15 protein-coding genes are annotated in these 16185 nt (G+C 70.0%); 6 read left to right on the plus strand and 9 right to left on the minus strand.

Annotated elements, in window-relative coordinates:
• The first annotated feature begins 95 nt into the window (after positions 1-95).
• On the plus strand, positions 96-1118 hold the full coding sequence (locus ACRAKF_RS10575) for a COX15/CtaA family protein (RefSeq protein ID WP_447036689.1): 1023 nt from the start codon (positions 96-98) through the stop codon (positions 1116-1118).
• 7 nt (positions 1119-1125) lie between these two features.
• Here the strand turns inward: ACRAKF_RS10575 and ACRAKF_RS10580 are convergent, their stop codons facing one another.
• The 3 genes from ACRAKF_RS10580 to ACRAKF_RS10590 form a co-directional block, all read right to left on the minus strand.
• Positions 1126-2235 (minus strand): amidohydrolase family protein, encoded by a 1110-nt coding sequence (locus ACRAKF_RS10580; RefSeq protein WP_447036690.1) that lies wholly within the window; start codon positions 2233-2235, stop codon positions 1126-1128.
• A 197-nt stretch (positions 2236-2432) separates the two neighbouring features.
• On the minus strand, positions 2433-2780 hold the full coding sequence (locus ACRAKF_RS10585; RefSeq protein ID WP_447036691.1) for a hypothetical protein: 348 nt from the start codon (positions 2778-2780) through the stop codon (positions 2433-2435).
• Positions 2781-2883: 103 nt separating this feature from the next.
• Positions 2884-3837: a heme o synthase gene (locus ACRAKF_RS10590; RefSeq protein ID WP_447041911.1), complete on the minus strand. Its 954-nt coding sequence runs from the start codon at positions 3835-3837 to the stop codon at positions 2884-2886.
• Between the two features lie 418 nt (positions 3838-4255).
• On the opposite strand from ACRAKF_RS10590, the gene tkt reads away from it, so the two are divergent.
• Genes tkt through pgl form a run of 5 tightly spaced genes read left to right on the plus strand, consistent with a single transcriptional unit; the run spans position 4256 to position 10837 of the window.
• Positions 4256-6343, plus strand: a complete 2088-nt coding sequence (tkt, locus tag ACRAKF_RS10595) for a transketolase (RefSeq protein WP_447036692.1) — start codon at positions 4256-4258, stop codon at positions 6341-6343.
• A 35-nt stretch (positions 6344-6378) separates the two neighbouring features.
• Complete coding sequence (tal, locus tag ACRAKF_RS10600) at positions 6379-7497, plus strand: transaldolase (RefSeq protein ID WP_447036693.1); 1119 nt, start codon at positions 6379-6381, stop codon at positions 7495-7497.
• Between the two features lie 6 nt (positions 7498-7503).
• Positions 7504-9027: a glucose-6-phosphate dehydrogenase gene (gene zwf / locus ACRAKF_RS10605; protein WP_447036694.1), complete on the plus strand. Its 1524-nt coding sequence runs from the start codon at positions 7504-7506 to the stop codon at positions 9025-9027.
• Positions 9024-10076: a glucose-6-phosphate dehydrogenase assembly protein OpcA gene (opcA, locus tag ACRAKF_RS10610; protein WP_447036695.1), complete on the plus strand. Its 1053-nt coding sequence runs from the start codon at positions 9024-9026 to the stop codon at positions 10074-10076. The genes zwf and opcA overlap by 4 nt, the downstream gene beginning before the upstream one ends.
• On the plus strand, positions 10073-10837 hold the full coding sequence (pgl, locus tag ACRAKF_RS10615) for a 6-phosphogluconolactonase (protein WP_447036696.1): 765 nt from the start codon (positions 10073-10075) through the stop codon (positions 10835-10837). Before opcA ends, pgl begins: the two co-directional genes overlap by 4 nt.
• Positions 10838-10879: 42 nt before the next feature.
• Here the strand turns inward: pgl and ACRAKF_RS10620 are convergent, their stop codons facing one another.
• The 6 genes from ACRAKF_RS10620 to ACRAKF_RS10645 form a co-directional block, all read right to left on the minus strand.
• Positions 10880-11134 (minus strand): DUF2087 domain-containing protein, encoded by a 255-nt coding sequence (locus tag ACRAKF_RS10620; protein ID WP_447041912.1) that lies wholly within the window; start codon positions 11132-11134, stop codon positions 10880-10882.
• Positions 11135-11457: 323 nt separating this feature from the next.
• A complete protein-coding gene (gene pgi, locus ACRAKF_RS10625) occupies positions 11458-13110 on the minus strand; it encodes a glucose-6-phosphate isomerase (RefSeq protein ID WP_447036697.1) in 1653 nt (550 codons plus the stop codon).
• A gap of 168 nt (positions 13111-13278) precedes the next feature.
• Positions 13279-13614, minus strand: coding sequence for an RNA polymerase-binding protein RbpA (locus tag ACRAKF_RS10630; protein WP_003957010.1), 336 nt, complete (start codon positions 13612-13614; stop codon positions 13279-13281).
• A gap of 159 nt (positions 13615-13773) precedes the next feature.
• Entirely contained in the window at positions 13774-14004 is a 231-nt protein-coding gene (gene secG / locus ACRAKF_RS10635) for a preprotein translocase subunit SecG (RefSeq protein ID WP_030784160.1), read from the minus strand.
• Positions 14005-14129: 125 nt separating this feature from the next.
• Complete coding sequence (gene tpiA, locus ACRAKF_RS10640) at positions 14130-14906, minus strand: triose-phosphate isomerase (RefSeq protein WP_447036698.1); 777 nt, start codon at positions 14904-14906, stop codon at positions 14130-14132.
• Positions 14907-14912: 6 nt separating this feature from the next.
• Positions 14913-16124, minus strand: coding sequence for a phosphoglycerate kinase (locus tag ACRAKF_RS10645; protein WP_447036699.1), 1212 nt, complete (start codon positions 16122-16124; stop codon positions 14913-14915).
• Positions 16125-16185: the final 61 nt, after the last annotated feature.

A 16185-nucleotide genomic window follows, 5' to 3' on the forward strand; every position in this document is an offset into this window, starting at 1 on the left:
CGTCACGGTCCGGCGTCACCGGTCCGGCGTAACCGGCGTCACAGAAGCACCGCATACGTCCCCCTCGTGAAGCCGTGCACAAGCGGCCCCCTACGATGGGACGCGTGCCAAACGTGACCCGAGCCGACGTCGCTCAAGCCGCGCGGAATCCGCTCGCCTACATCGCCGAGCGCTGGACTCCCACTCAGCGGACCGTCCAGCGGGCGGCCTTCCTCTCGCTCGCCATGACGGTCGTGATCGTCGTGACCGGCGGCGCCGTCCGCCTGACCGGCTCGGGGCTCGGCTGCCCCACCTGGCCCAAGTGCACGGACGACTCCCTGACGGCGACCCACGAGATGGGCGTCCACGGGGTCATCGAGTTCGGCAACCGCATGCTGACGTACGTGCTGTGCGCGGCCGTCGGCTGGGCGATCATCGCGGCCCGCTCCCAGAAGCCGCTGCGGCGCAGCCTCACCCTCCTCGGCTGGGCTCAGTTCTGGCTGGTCATGGGCAATGCCGTGCTCGGCGGCATCGTGGTCCTCGTCGGCCTGAACCCCTACACCGTCGCCGCGCACTTCCTGCTCTCCAGCGCCCTGATCGCGGTCGCCGTCACCATGTGGCAGCGCACCCGTGAGGGCGACGGCGAGCCGCGCCCGCTGGTCGGCAAGGCCGTGGCACAGCTCGTGTGGTTCCTGGTCACGGCCTCGGCGCTGCTGATCGCGGTGGGCACGGTCGTGACCGGCGCGGGACCGCACGCCGGCGACTCCAGCGACGTGCCGCGGATGAACCTGGCCCCGGTCGGGCTCGACTGGGAGGGCGTCACCAAGCTGCACGCGGTCCTGGCCTGGATCGTGGTGACGCTGGCGTTCGCCCTCTGGTTCGTCCTCAAGGCGGTCGACGCGCCGCCCGGCCCGCTGGCCCGCACCCGCGACCTCTTCCTGATCCTCCTCGCGCAGGGCGCCATCGGCTACGTCCAGTACTTCACGGACCTGCCGGAGGTCCTGGTCGGCCTGCACATGTTCGGCTCGTGCCTGGTGTGGATCGCCGTGATGCGCGTGCTCCTCTCCCTGCGGGAGCGCCCGGCCACCACGGCCGACGTACCCGCCCGGACGGACGACGCGCAGCTCTCGGCGGTCTAGAGACGGTCTAGACGGTCCAGGCGGCCTGGGCGGCCTCCGGCAGGCCGTAGACGCGGCGGGCGTTGCCCGCCGCGAGGAGGCCCGCGACGCGCTGGGCGTCCGTGGACGACCAGGCCCCCTCCGCGACCCAGGCCCCGAGAACCCTGCCGAGCGCCTCCCGGAAGAGGTGCGCCCCCACGACGTGCAGCTCGGGCAGGCCGTGCGCGCCGCTGGAGAACAGCAGCTTGCCGAAGGGGGCGAGTTCGAGGATCTCCGCCAGTACGGCCGCCGCCCGCGCCCCGGTGCGTACGAGCGCGGGGCCGAGGTCGGCGTAGACGTGCGGGAAGACCGCCGCGAGGTGTGCGGCGCTGCGGTGGTACGGATAGCCGTGCAGCAGTACGAGGTCGGTGCCGAGCCCCGCGGTGGCCCGCGCGAATTCCCCGAAGTACGTCCGCGGGTCCCCCGCCCCCGCGTGCAACTGGAGCGGCAGCCCCGAATCCACCGCGATCCAGAGCAGATGCCGCAGCAGGACGGGATCGGCGAGCTCCCCGCCCACCTGCCGCCTCCCCAGCCAGCGCTCCGCCGCGCCCCGCACCTCGCCCCGACCCGGCGGCTGTGCCGTCAGGGCGAGCGGGTGGCGCACCCCCGCGACCGAGGTGAAGGCGACGGCGCCCCCGGCCGCGGCGTGCACGGACTGGACGAGGTTGGCGAGGAAGGAGTCGGCGGTGCCCGAGGTGTCCGCGACCTGCTCGGCGAGGAGCTCCAGGCGGACGATCTCGTGGGCCTCGGCGTCACCGGCGGCGGCCATCTCGCCGGGCCCCGTGAGATCCCCCGGCAGCCCGGTGTCGACGAGGTACGTGGTGATGCCGCTGCCCTGCAGCAGGCGCCGCCCCGACTCCAGGACGCCCAGATCGCGGCGCCTGGCCAGATAGCGGACCGGCGGGCAGTGCGGATCGAGGCCGAGCAGCGGCGGGCACAGGCGGCGCACCGCGAAGCCGGTCTGGGTGTCGAAGAAGGTGGTGCCGGGGGCGGGCGGCCCCCCGCCCCGGCCGAGGTGGGTCTCGAACGTGCCGAGGCCCAGCTCCGTACGGAGGACGCCATGGCAGTACTGGTCCACCAGGGACGGCGTTTCGATCATGCGGACTCCCGCTGAATGGACCTGGCTCGTACCGGTCCTAACGGGTGACCCCGGCGTCTGGTGTTGCCTTGATCCGGCCACGGCGTGCCGAACAGAGACGCGAAACAGTCCCCCGGGGGGCGACCTCGGCCGTTCCCGCGCTGCTCAGCCGCCCGGGGGCCGTCCGTTCGGGGCCCTTCGCCCGATCGGGGCAGAGCTCACTTGTTCTTCGGCCCGCCGACCTGGATGCCGGCCATACGCGTCCATTCGTAGGGGCCGGTCTCCACCTTCGCGGCGAAGTCCCCGTCGAAGTCCTCGTGGACGGTGATCCCGGCCTTCCGCACGGCGCTCTGCGCCACGGCGTAGGTCGGCGCCACCAGGTCGCCCCAGCCGCCGTCCTCGCCGACCAGGACGATGCGGGTGCCCTCGTGCCCGATGTAGGCGAGCTGCCCCTCGGCCCCGCCGTGCGCCTGCGCGAAGGCGCCGATCTCCTTGGCGAGCTTGGCCGCCCGGCGCTCGGCCCTGGCCGCCTTCTTGCTGTCCTCAACCTGCTCGGTCTCTGCCATGAGCAGGATGCTACCGACGGGTAGATCAACGCGCGACGGGCGGGGCGCGTGGTGTACGACACCACACGCCCCGCCCGTCGAAAACAGCGGGGGACTCAGGCTCTCAGCGCAGGAAGGGGTCCACGGCCACCGCGACGAAGAGCAGCGACACATAGGTGATGGACCAGTGGAAGAGCCGCATCTCCTTGAGCTTGCCGCCCGTGGCCTCCGACTTGGCGCGGTTCTGGAGCCCGTGCGCCTCCCACAGCCACCAGCCGCCGGTCACCAGCGCCACCACGGTGTAGAACCACCCGGTGTAGCCGAGGGGCTGGAGGAGCAGGGAGACCGCGACCATGACCCAGCTGTAGAGCACGATCTGGCGGGCGACCACCTTGTTGGAGGCGATGACCGGCAGCATCGGCACGCCGACGCGCGCGTAGTCCTCCTTCACCTTCATGGACAGCGGCCAGTAGTGCGGCGGCGTCCAGAAGAACATGACCAGGAAGAGGACGATCGGCGCCCACGACATGGAGTTGGTGACCGAGGACCAGCCGATGAGGACCGGCAGACAGCCCGCGATGCCGCCCCAGACGATGTTCTGCGAGGTGCGCCGCTTGAGGATCATCGTGTAGACGATCACGTAGAAGAGGAGCGCGCCGAGCGAGAGCCACGCGGAGAGCCAGTTCACGGCGAGGCCGAAGAGCAGCGTCGAGACGACCCCGAGGCCGATGCCGAAGACCAGGCACTCGCGCGGGCTCACCATGCCGGTGACCAGTGGCCGCTGCGACGTCCGGTCCATCAGGGCGTCGATGTCGCGGTCGATGTACATGTTGAGCGCGTTCGCGCCCCCGGCGGAGAGATACCCGCCCACGCAGGTCACGAGGACGAGCCACAGGTCGGGCACGCCCTGCTCGGCGAGGAACATCACCGGAACGGTGGTGATGAGGAGGAGTTCGATGATCCGCGGCTTGGTAAGAGCCACGAACGCCTTGACACGGGCCCCGAACGGCCGATGGCTCGGGCTAAGTTCCGTCCCGGAAACCCCCGCTGGACGGGATTCAACGGCCGTCACGCACACCCCTGACAGAGACATCCCAGCGGGCTCACCAGCACTTCTGACATGAAGATCCGGTAAAGACCCGCGCGTACCACGCCACTGTAGACGTTGCCCATAGTCCGCTCTTCGTGGGGGTGGGGTCGTGTTGACCGCCATGCCCGGGGGTACGGGAGGTCCGCCGGGCGGCCACGTGAGCGGTATCCGGTGTCCTTTGAGCGGACACATGAGCGATACGGAGAGCCCTTTGAGCGGTCACATGAGCGCTTGTGTATTCACATGGCGAATCGGCGCTTATTCCTTTCAGGAGGCGGATACCCGGTTGTCCCGGCAGTCTGGAATGAGTCGAAAAAATGCACGCCTTAGCAGCGGTAGGCTCGACTACGGCCGGTGAGATCGACATCGCCGGCATTCGACATGTGGAGAGGAGCCCTGACTCAGGGTGAGCACCAAGCCGACCACCACAGACCTCGAGTGGACCGAACTGGACGAGCGAGCCGTTGACACCGCTCGCGTCCTGGCCATGGATTCCGTACAAAAGGTCGGCAACGGCCATCCCGGTACGGCCATGAGCCTCGCGCCCGCCGCGTACACGCTTTTCCAAAAGGTGATGCGGCACGACCCGGCGGACGCCGACTGGACCGGCCGCGACCGGTTCGTCCTCTCCGCCGGCCACTCGTCACTGACCCTTTACACCCAGCTCTACCTGGCCGGTTTCGGCCTGGAGCTGGACGACCTCAAGGCGTTCCGCACCTGGGGCTCGAAGACCCCGGGCCACCCGGAGTACGGGCACACGACGGGCGTGGAGACGACGACGGGCCCGCTGGGCCAGGGCGTGGCCAACGCCGTGGGCATGGCGATGGCCGCCCGCTACGAGCGCGGCCTGTTCGACCCGGAGGCGGCCCCCGGCACCTCCCCGTTCGACCACTTCATCTACGCCATCGCCGGTGACGGCTGCCTCCAGGAGGGCATCTCCGCGGAGGCGTCCTCGATGGCCGGGCACCAGAAGCTCGGCAATCTGGTCCTGCTGTGGGACGACAACCACATCTCGATCGAGGGCGACACGGAGACCGCGGTCTCCGAGGACACCGTCAAGCGCTACGAGGCCTACGGCTGGCACGTCCAGCGCGTGGAGCCCAAGGAGAACGGCGACCTCGACCCGGCCGCCCTCTACGCCGCGGTCCAGGCCGCCAAGGCCGAGACCGAGCGTCCCTCCTTCATCGCGATGCGCTCGATCATCGCCTGGCCGGCCCCGAACGCGCAGAACACCGAGGCCGCCCACGGCTCGGCGCTCGGCGACGACGAGGTGGCCGCCACCAAGCGCGTCCTCGGCTTCGACCCGGAGCAGACCTTCGAGGTCTCCGACGAGGTCATCGCGCACACCCGCAAGGCCCTGGACCGCGGCACCGAGGCCAAGGCCCGGTGGGAGAAGGACTTCGCCGCCTGGCGCTCCGCCAACGCCGAGCGCGCCGCCGAGTTCGACCGCATCGCCAAGGGCGAGCTGCCCGACGGCTGGGAGCAGGAGCTCCCGGAGTTCGAGACCGGCAAGGCCGTCGCCACCCGCGCCGCCTCCGGCAAGATCCTCCAGGCGCTCGGCGGAGTCATTCCCGAGCTGTGGGGCGGCTCCGCCGACCTCGCGGGCTCGAACAACACGACGATCGACAAGACGTCGTCGTTCCTGCCCACGGGCAACCCGCTGCCCGGCGCGGACCCGTACGGCCGTACGGTCCACTTCGGCATCCGCGAGCACTCCATGGCCGCGGAGATGAACGGCATCGCGCTGCACGGCAACACCCGCATCTACGGCGGCACCTTCCTGGTGTTCTCCGACTACATGCGCAACGCCGTCCGCCTGTCCGCGCTGATGCACCTCCCGGTGACGTACGTGTGGACGCACGACTCCATCGGTCTGGGCGAGGACGGCCCGACGCACCAGCCGGTCGAGCACCTGGCCTCGCTGCGCGCCATCCCGGGCCTGAACGTGGTCCGTCCTGCCGACGCCAACGAGACCGTCATCGCCTGGCGCGAGATCCTCCGGCGCTACACCAAGGAATTCGGCGTGGGCGCCCCGCACGGCCTCGCGCTGACCCGCCAGGGCGTGCCGACGTACGCATACAACGAGGACGCCGCCAAGGGTGGCTACGTCCTGTTCGACGCCGAGGGCGGCGAGCCGGAGGTCGTCCTCATCGGCACCGGCTCCGAGGTGCAGCTCGCCGTCGAGGCGCGTGAGCAGCTCCAGGCCGCGGGCGTCCCGACGCGGGTCGTCTCGATGCCGTCGGTCGAGTGGTTCGACGAGCAGGACCAGGGATACCGCGACAGCGTGCTGCCGCCCTCGGTGAAGGCGCGCGTGGCGGTCGAGGCGGGCATCGGCCTGACCTGGCACCGCTTCGTCGGCGACGCCGGCCGCATCGTCTCCCTGGAGCACTTCGGCGCCTCCGCGGACGCGAAGGTACTGTTCCGTGAGTTCGGGTTCACCGCCGACAAGGTGGCCGAGGCGGCGCGGGAATCGATCGCCGCCGCTCAGCGCTGACGCCCATATACGACCAAGTAGGAGATGTAATTTCCATGACAGACGCACTCAAGCGCCTCTCCGAAGAAGGCGTCGCGATCTGGCTGGACGACCTGTCGCGCAAGCGGATCACGTCCGGCAACCTCGCCGAGCTGATCGACCAGCAGCACGTCGTGGGCGTCACGACCAACCCCTCGATCTTCCAGAAGGCCATCTCGCAGGGCGACGGTTACGACCAGCAGCTCTCCGACCTCGCGGCCCGTGAGGTCACCGTCGAGGAAGCCATCCGGATGATCACGACGGCGGACGTCCGTGACGCCGCCGACATCCTGCGCCCCGTCTTCGACGCGACGGGCGGCCAGGACGGCCGCGTGTCCATCGAGGTCGACCCGCGCCTGGCGCACAACACCAAGGCGACGACCGCCGAGGCCAAGCAGCTCGCCTGGCTGGTGGACCGGCCGAACGCGCTCATCAAGATCCCGGCCACCGAGGCGGGCATCCCGGCGATCACCGAGGTCATCGGCCTCGGTATCAGCGTCAACGTCACGCTGATCTTCTCGCTCGAGCGCTACCGCATGGTCATGGACGCGTACCTCGCGGGCCTGGAGAAGGCCAAGGAGCGCGGCCTGGACCTCTCGAAGATCCACTCGGTGGCGTCCTTCTTCGTGTCCCGCGTGGACACCGAGATCGACAAGCGCCTGGACGGCATCGGCACGGACGAGGCCAAGTCCCTCAAGGGCAAGGCCGCGCTCGCCAACGCCCGTCTGGCCTACGAGGCGTACGAGGAGGTCTTCTCCTCCGACCGCTTCGCCGCGCTCGACAAGGCGCAGGCCAACAAGCAGCGTCCGCTGTGGGCCTCGACCGGCGTCAAGGACCCGTCGTACAAGGACACCCTGTACGTCGACGACCTGGTCGCGCCCAACACGGTGAACACCATGCCGGAGGCCACTCTGGAGGCCACCGCCGACCACGGTTCGATCACCGGCAACACCATCGCGGGCACCTACGACCAGGCTCGGTCGGAGATCGCCGCGGTGGAGAAGCTCGGCATCTCGTACGACGAGGTCGTGCAGCTGCTCGAGGACGAGGGCGTCGAGAAGTTCGAGGCCTCCTGGACCGACCTGCTCAAGTCGACCGAGGCCGAGCTCAAGCGCCTCGCTCCTTCGAAGGGCTGACCCACTTTGTCAAGCAGCAATCCGCTGCGTGACGCCGCAGACCGACGGCTCCCGCGTATCGCGGGGCCGTCGGGCCTGGTCATTTTTGGCGTCACGGGCGATTTGTCCCGTAAAAAGTTGATGCCCGCCGTCTACGACCTCGCCAACCGGGGTCTCCTGCCACCGGGCTTCTCGCTCATCGGCTTCGCCCGCCGCGACTGGGAGGACGAGGACTTCGCCCAGGTCGTCCACGACGCGGTCAAGCAGCACTCGCGTACGCCGTTCCGCGAAGAGGTCTGGCAGCAGCTCATCCAGGGGATGCGCTTCGTCCAGGGCAACTTCGACGACGACGAGGCGTTCGAGCAGCTCAAGGCCACCATCCAGGAGCTGGACAAGGCGCAGGGAACGGGCGGCAACTTCGCCTTCTACCTCTCGGTGCCCCCGAAGTTCTTCCCGCAGGTCGTCCAGCAGCTCAAGAAGCACGACCTCGCCGACGCGCCCCAGGGCGCCTGGCGCCGCGCCGTCATCGAGAAGCCGTTCGGCCACGACCTGACCTCGGCCCGCGAGCTGAACGCGATCGTGCACGAGGTGTTCGACCCGGACCAGGTGTTCCGGATCGACCACTACCTCGGCAAGGAGACCGTCCAGAACATCCTGGCGCTGCGCTTCGCCAACCAGATGTTCGAGCCGATCTGGAACCGGTCGTACGTGGACCACGTCCAGATCACGATGGCCGAGGACATCGGCATCGGCGGCCGCGCCGGCTACTACGACGGCATCGGCGCCGCCCGTGACGTCATCCAGAACCACCTGCTCCAGCTCATGGCGCTGACCGCGATGGAGGAGCCCGCCTCCTTCGAGGCGGATGCCCTGGTCGCCGAGAAGGCGAAGGTCCTCGGCGCCGTGCGGCTGCCCAAGAACCTGGGCGAGAGCACGGTCCGCGGGCAGTACGCCGCCGGGTGGCAGGGCGGCGAGAAGGCCGTCGGCTACCTCCAGGAAGAGGGCATCGACCCCAAGTCGAAGACCGACACCTACGCGGCCGTCAAGCTGGAGGTGGACAACCGCCGTTGGGCGGGCGTGCCCTTCTACCTGCGTACGGGCAAGCGCCTCGGCCGCCGCGTCACCGAGATCGCGGTCGTCTTCCAGCGCGCGCCCCACTCCCCCTTCGACCACACCGCGACCGAGGAGCTCGGGCACAACGCGATCGTCATCCGCGTCCAGCCCGACGAGGGCATCACGGTCCGCTTCGGCTCCAAGGTGCCCGGCACCTCCATGGAGATCCGGGACGTCTCGATGGACTTCGCGTACGGCGAGTCCTTCACCGAGTCGAGCCCCGAGGCGTACGAGCGCCTGATCCTCGACGTCCTGCTCGGCGACGCCAACCTCTTCCCGCGCACGGAGGAGGTCGAGCTGTCCTGGAACATCCTCGACCCCATCGAGCAGTACTGGGACAAGCACGGCAAGCCCGCGCAGTACCCGGCAGGCACCTGGGGCCCGACCGAGGCGGACGAAATGCTCGCACGAGACGGACGGAGCTGGCGTCGGCCATGAAGATCGACCTTACGGACACCACGTCCAGCAAGATCAACAAGGCGCTCGTGCAGGGCCGCAGGGCGATCGGCACGCCCGCCGTCGGCATGGTCCTCACCCTCGTCATCGTCACCGACGAGGAGAACGCCTACGACTCCCTGAAGGCGGCCAACGACGCGTCCCGCGAGCACCCCTCGCGGACCCTCGTGGTCATCAAGCGCGCCGCGCGCTCGCCCCGGGACCGCACCACATCGCGCCTGGACGCCGAGGTCCGCGTCGGCGTCGAGGCGGGCACCGGCGAGACGGTGGTCCTCCGGCTGTACGGCGAGGTCATCGACCACGCCCAGTCGGTGGTGCTCCCGCTGCTGCTGCCCGACGCCCCCGTGGTCGTCTGGTGGCCGGTGAACGCCCCGCTGGACCCCGCCAAGGACCCGCTCGGCGCCCTGGCCCAGCGGCGCGTCACGGACACGTACGCGGCCGAGGACCCGATCGGCGAGCTGACCTCGCGCGCCGCGGCCTACCACCCCGGCGACACGGACCTGTCCTGGACCCGCATCACGCCGTGGCGCTCGATGCTGGCCGCCGCCCTGGACCAGATCGCCTGCAAGGTGCAGTCGGTGCAGGTGGACGGCGAGGAGTTCAACCCGAGCTGCGAGCTGCTCGCCATGTGGCTGGCGGACCGCCTCGACGTACCCGTGAAGCGCGCGCTCTCGCCGGGCCCCGGCCTGACCGGGGTGCGGATGGAGACCGACTGCGGTGCCATCGTGCTCGACCGGGCCGACGGCTCCCTCGCCACGCTCCACATCGAGGGCCAGCCCAACCGCGCGGTGGCGCTCAAGCGCCGCGAGACGGCGGAGCTGATCGCCGAGGAGCTGCGCCGGCTGGACCCGGACGACACGTACGCGTCGGCGCTGAAGTACGGCGTCGAGCGCCTCGGCAAGCCGTCGGAACCGGTCACGGAGACCGCGCCGGACAGGGGCACGGAGACGGGCGGCGGCGCCGACGAGGCGTCCGGGGCCAAGAAGGCGCCGGCCAAGAAGGCACCCGCGAAGAAGGCGGCCGCCAAGTGACCGCGGCGCCCCGACTGGTCGTCCACCGCGACAAGGAACTGATGGCGCAGGCCGCCGCGGCCCGCCTCATCACGACGATCGTCGACGCGCAGTCCGCCAAGGGCCACGCGTCGGTGGTCCTCACCGGCGGCCGCAACGGCAACGGCCTGCTCGCGGCCCTCGGTACCTCCCCCGCGCGGGACGCGGTCGACTGGTCGCGGCTCGACCTGTGGTGGGGCGACGAGCGGTTCCTGCCGGACGGCGACCCGGAGCGCAACTACACCCAGGCGCGCGAGGCCCTGCTCGACGCGGTGCCGCTCAACCCGGCCTGGGTCCACCCGATGCCGGCGTCGGACGGTCCCTACGAGGCGGACGCCGCGGCCGAGGTCTACGCCGCGGAGCTCGCCGCCGCGGCGGGCCCTGACGACCACGGCTCGGTGCCGGCCTTCGACGTCCTGATGCTCGGCGTCGGCCCCGACACGCACGTCGCCTCGCTCTTCCCGGAGCTCCCGGCGGTGCGTGAGACGGAACGCATGGTCGTCGGCGTGCACGACGCGCCGAAGCCGCCGCCCACCCGCATCTCGCTCACGCTCCCGGCGATCCGGGCCGCGCGCGAGGTGTGGCTGCTCGCCGCGGGCGAGGACAAGGCCGAGGCCGCGGCCATCGCCCTGTCGGGGGCCGACGAGGTGCGGGCCCCCGCGGCCGGCGCCCGCGGCAGCTCCCGCACCCTGTGGCTGCTCGACGAGGCGGCTGCCTCGAAGCTCCCCGCCGGGCTGTACTAGCCGCTACGCGAAGAGGGCCCCGCACCGTCCGGTGCGGGGCCCTCAGGCGTGGGCGAAGGCGGCACGGCGGTAGCTGCTGCCGTCCTGTTCGCGTACGAGGAGACCGTCGATGACGCAGTACCGCCGGAGCGCGGCGGTGTCGTCGTGCACCGTACGGAAGGCGTCGTTGACCTCGCCCTCGCTGTAGGCGCGGTCGGTGTCGAAGAGGGTGTCCGTGAGGTGGACCAGGAGCTCGTGGCGCACCACGGGGCGCACGGGGATGGCGGTCAGGCGGCCGTGCGAGAAGAAGCCGGTCAGCCGGCGCGGCACGGCGGGGTGGGCGTCCACGGGTCCGGGTACCCGCCGGAAGACGGCGGGGTCGGCCCGCAGCGACCCGTCGGGCCGCCGCTCCACGAGCCCGGCGGCGAGGAGCCGTCCCAGATGTTTGCGGGCGGTGGCGGAGTCCGCCGCGCCCGGCGGCAGGTCGCCCAGGACGATGCGCGCGTACAGCCTCAGTCTCTCGGGGTCGGCGAGCGCGGCGTGCAGCTGGTCCATGCGGGGTCCCTCCCGGCGGGTGACAGAGCTGAAGCAGTGTCACCCGCCGGGCCGGACGCCCGCATCCCATTAACACCTGGTGAGACTCAACGGCCTCGCAGCGTGCGGTACTTGGCGACCAGTGCCGTGGTCGAACCGTCCAGGTCCGGCACCTCGGCGCCCTCGGTCAGCGCGGGCTCGACGCGCTTGGCGAGGACCTTGCCGAGCTCGACGCCCCACTGGTCGAAGGAGTCGATGTCCCACACGGCGCCCTGGACGAAGACCTTGTGTTCGTAGAGCGCGATGAGCTGGCCGAGGACCGAGGGGGTCAGCTCCTTGGCGAGGATCGTCGTGGTCGGGTGGTTGCCCTTGAACGTCTTGTGCGGGACCAGTTCATCGGCCACGCCCTCGGCGCGCACCTCCTCGGGCGTCTTGCCGAACGCCAGCGCCTGGGTCTGCGCGAAGAAGTTGGCCATCAGCAGGTCGTGCTGGGCGGCCAGGCCGGGGGGCAGGTCCGCGACCGGCTCGGCGAAGCCGATGAAGTCCGCGGGGATCAGCTTCGTGCCCTGGTGGATGAGCTGGTAGTAGGCGTGCTGTCCGTTGGTGCCCGGGGTGCCCCAGACGACCGGGCCCGTCTGCCAGTCGACCTCCTTGCCGTCCCGCCCGACGTACTTGCCGTTCGACTCCATGTCGAGCTGCTGGAGGTACGCGGTGAACTTGGAGAGGTAGTGCGAGTACGGCAGGACCGCGTGCGACTGCGCGTCGTGGAAGTTGCCGTACCAGATGCCCAACAGGCCCAGCAGGAGCGGCACGTTGGACTCGGGGGGCGCCGCGCGGAAGTGCTTGTCGACGAGGTGGAAACCGTCGAGCATCTCCCGGAAGCGGTCGGGGCCGATGGCGATCATCAGCGAGAGACCGATGGCCGAGTCGAAGGAGTAGCGCCCGCCGACCCAGTCCCAGAACTCGAACATGTTGTCCGTGTCGATGCCGAAGTCGGAGACCTTGTCGGCGTTGGTCGACAGGGCCACGAAGTGCTTGGCGACGGCTTCCGACGAGGCCTTCAGCTCGCTGAGCAGCCAGTCGCGCGCGGAGGTGGCGTTGGTGATCGTCTCGATGGTGGTGAACGTCTTCGAGGCGATGATGAAGAGCGTCTCGGCGGCGTCCAGGTCCCGCACGGCCTCGTGCAGGTCGGCGCCGTCCACGTTCGAGACGAAGCGGACGGTGAGGCCGCGGTCGGTGAAGGAGCGCAGCGCCTCGTAGGCCATCGCGGGGCCGAGGTCGGAGCCGCCGATGCCGACGTTGACGATGTTCTTGATGCGCTTGCCGGTGTGACCGGTCCACTCCCCGGAGCGGATCTTCTCCGAGAAGGCGCTCATCCGGTCGAGGACGGCGTGCACCTCGGGCACCACGTTGTCGCCGTCGACCCGGACGACCGTGTCGCTCGGGGAGCGCAGCGCGGTGTGCAGGACGGCGCGGTCCTCGGTGTTGTTGATCTTCTCGCCTCGGAACATGGCGTCCCGCAGCCCGAAGACGTCCGTCGCGGCGGCGAGCTCGCGCAGCAGGCGCAGCGTCTCGTCGGTGACGAGGTGCTTGGAGTAGTCGATGTGCAGGTCGCCGACCTGAAGCGTGTACGACGTGCCGCGCGCCGGATCGGCGGCGAACAGCTCACGCAGCTGCACCTCCCCGAGCTGCTCGCGGTGGGCGGCGAGCGCCGTCCACTCGGGCGTCTGATTGAGCCTGGCGCGGCTTTCTGCGTTCATCTCGGACTTCAGCCTTCTCTCGTACCCACGTACGTACCTTGCCCCGCTGCGCTTCCCAACTTAATCGATCAGCGGTCGGTATGAGATATCTGAAGCCGTCTGTCCGCACACGTACCGAAACAGGAAACCGGCCGGACACCTTTTCGGTGTCCGGCCGGCCGCCAAGTCTCAGATCTCGCCCCGCAGTTTGGCGAGTGCCTCCGCGAGGATCGCCTCGCCGTCCGCGTCGCTGCGCCGCTCCCGCACATACGCCAGATGCGTCTTGTACGGCTCGGTGCGCGGCGGGTCCGGCGGGTTGTCCCGGTCCTGGCCCGCCGGGAAGCCGCAGCGGGGGCAGTCCCACGTGTCGGGGACCTGCGCGTCGCTCGCGAAGCTGGGCTGTGTCTCGTGTCCGTTGGAGCACCAGAAGGAGATGCGCAGTCGCGGCGCGGACTCACCGCGCTCGGCCTCGCCCATCGGCCCCGCCCCGACCCGACTTCCACGGATCGCGTTGCCACTTGCCACGGTCGTAACTCCCTGCGTGATGGTGCTGCTGCGGGCGCCTCAGTTTACGTAAGGCCCAACGCGCGTCCAGTGTGCGGAGTTACACCCCCACCCCGGACGCAAGCCCCATGATAAGCCGCGCAGGCGGGCGTGCACCGGACAAGCAGCCAGTGGCTGGCGTCAGTTGTTCGCCTTCATCAGCAGACCCAGCGCGACAATGCACGCGAACCACAGCAGACCGACCACGACCGTGATGCGGTCGAGGTTGCGCTCGGCGACGGAGGAGCCGCCGACGGAGGACTGCATGCCGCCACCGAACATGTCGGAGAGACCGCCGCCCTTGCCCTTGTGCATCAGCACCAGCAGCATCATCAGAGCGCTGAAGACGATGAGGGCGATCGAGAACCCCATAACCACGGCTGGACCAACTTCCTCGGATCTGGATCGACTCTGTATCGACGACGGGGGCCGGAGCCTCGTATGCACGAGGCGGCCCGGCCCCCGCAAGGGTACGACGTATTGCCGCTACCGCATACTCACTGCTCGCCGAAGCGGACGATCTTGACGAACTCCTCGGGGTCCAGCGCGGCGCCGCCCACCAGGGCACCGTCGACGTCGGCCTGCGCCATGATCTCCGCGACGTTCTTCGCCTTGACGGAGCCGCCGTACTGGATGCGCACCTTGTCGGCGAGCTCCTGCGAGTACATCTCGGCGAGACGGCCGCGGATCGCGCCGCAGACCTCCTGCGCGTCCTCGGGGGTGGCGACCTCGCCGGTGCCGATCGCCCAGACGGGCTCGTAGGCGATGACGATGTTCTCGGCCTGCTCGGCGGGGACGTCCTTCAGGCCGCCGTCGAGCTGGGTCAGCGTGTACTGGACCTGCTGGCCGGCCTTGCGGATGTCCAGGCCCTCGCCGACGCAGAGGATCGGGGTCAGGCCGTGCTTGAACGCGGCCTTCACCTTGGCGTTGCAGATCTGGTCGGTCTCGTCGTGGTACTGGCGGCGCTCGGAGTGGCCCACGGCGACGTAGGTGCACTTCAGCTTGGCCAGCATCGGGCCCGAGATCTCGCCGGTGTAGGCGCCGGAGTCCTGCGCCGAGATGTCCTGGGCACCGTACTTGATCTTGAGCTTGTCGCCGTCGACCAGCGTCTGCACGGAGCGCAGGTCGGTGAAGGGCGGCAGGACGGCGACCTCGCAGGCCTCGTAGTCCTTGTCCGCCAGGGCGAAGGCGAGCTTCTGCACGTGGGCGATGGCCTCAAGGTGGTTGAGGTTCATCTTCCAGTTGCCCGCCATCAGCGGAGTGCGCGTAGTCATCAGGTGTCAGTTCTCCAGTGCCGCGAGGCCGGGGAGCGTCTTGCCCTCGAGGTACTCGAGGGAGGCGCCGCCGCCGGTGGAAATGTGGCCGAATGCGTTCTCGTCGAAGCCCAGCGTCCGCACGGCCGCGGCGCTGTCGCCGCCGCCGACGACCGTGAAGGCCGAGGAGTCGAGGAGCGCCTGGGCGACCGCCTTGGTGCCCTCGGCGTAGTCGGGGTGCTCGAAGACGCCCATCGGGCCGTTCCAGAAGACGGTGGCCGTGTCGGCGAGCTTCGAGGCGTAGAGCTTACGGGTCTCGGGGCCGATGTCGAGACCCTCCTGGTCGGCCGGGATGGCGTCCGCGGCGACCGTCGTGGGGTGGGCCGGGACCTTGGTCTTCAGGTCCGGGAACTCCGGCGCGACCAGGACGTCGACGGGGAGGACGAACTCGACGCCCTTGTCCTCGGCGCGCTTCAGGTACTCCTTCACCGCCGGGATCTGATCCTCCTGGAGGAGGGAGATGCCGACCTCGTGGCCCTGGGCCTTGAGGAAGGTGTACGCCATGCCGCCGCCGATGAGGATGCGGTCGGCCTTCTCCAGGAGGTGGTCGATCACGCCGAGCTTGTCGGAGACCTTGGCGCCGCCGAGGGCCACGGCGTAGGGCCGCTTGACGTCGTCGGTGAGCTTCTTCAGGACGCCGACCTCGGTGGCGATGAGGTAGCCGGCATAGTGCGGCAGGCGGGCCGGCAGGTCGAAGACGGAGGCGTGCTTGCGGTGCACCGCGCCGAAGCCGTCGCCCACGTAGACATCGGCGAGGGCGGCGAGCCTGTCGGCGAACTCGCCGCGCTCCGCGTCGTCCTTGCTGGTCTCGCCCGCGTTGAAGCGGAGGTTCTCGATGACGGCGACCTGGCCGGGCTCAAGACCGTCCACCGCGTCGTGCGCGGCGGGGCCGACGGTGTCCTGCGCGAAGGCGACCGGCGCGCCGAGGAGTTCACCGAGCCGCTCGGCGGCGGGCAGCAGCGAGAAGTCGGGGTCCGGGGCGCCCTTGGGACGGCCCAGGTGAGAGGCCACGACGACCTTGGCGCCCGCGTCGGCGAGGGCCTTGACCGTCGGCAGGACGGCGCGGATGCGGCCGTCGTCGGTGATGGTGCCGTCGGCGAGCGGCACGTTGAGGTCGGCGCGGACGAAGACCCGCTTGCCTTCGACCCCTTCGGCGAGAAGTGCGTCGATCGTCTTCACTACTGGACTCCTTGGGAGGGCTGACACGCGACAGGGCCCGTCCGGCGCATCATCGCGCGGG

It is taken from the genome of Streptomyces sp. DSM 118878 (assembly GCF_052936595.1).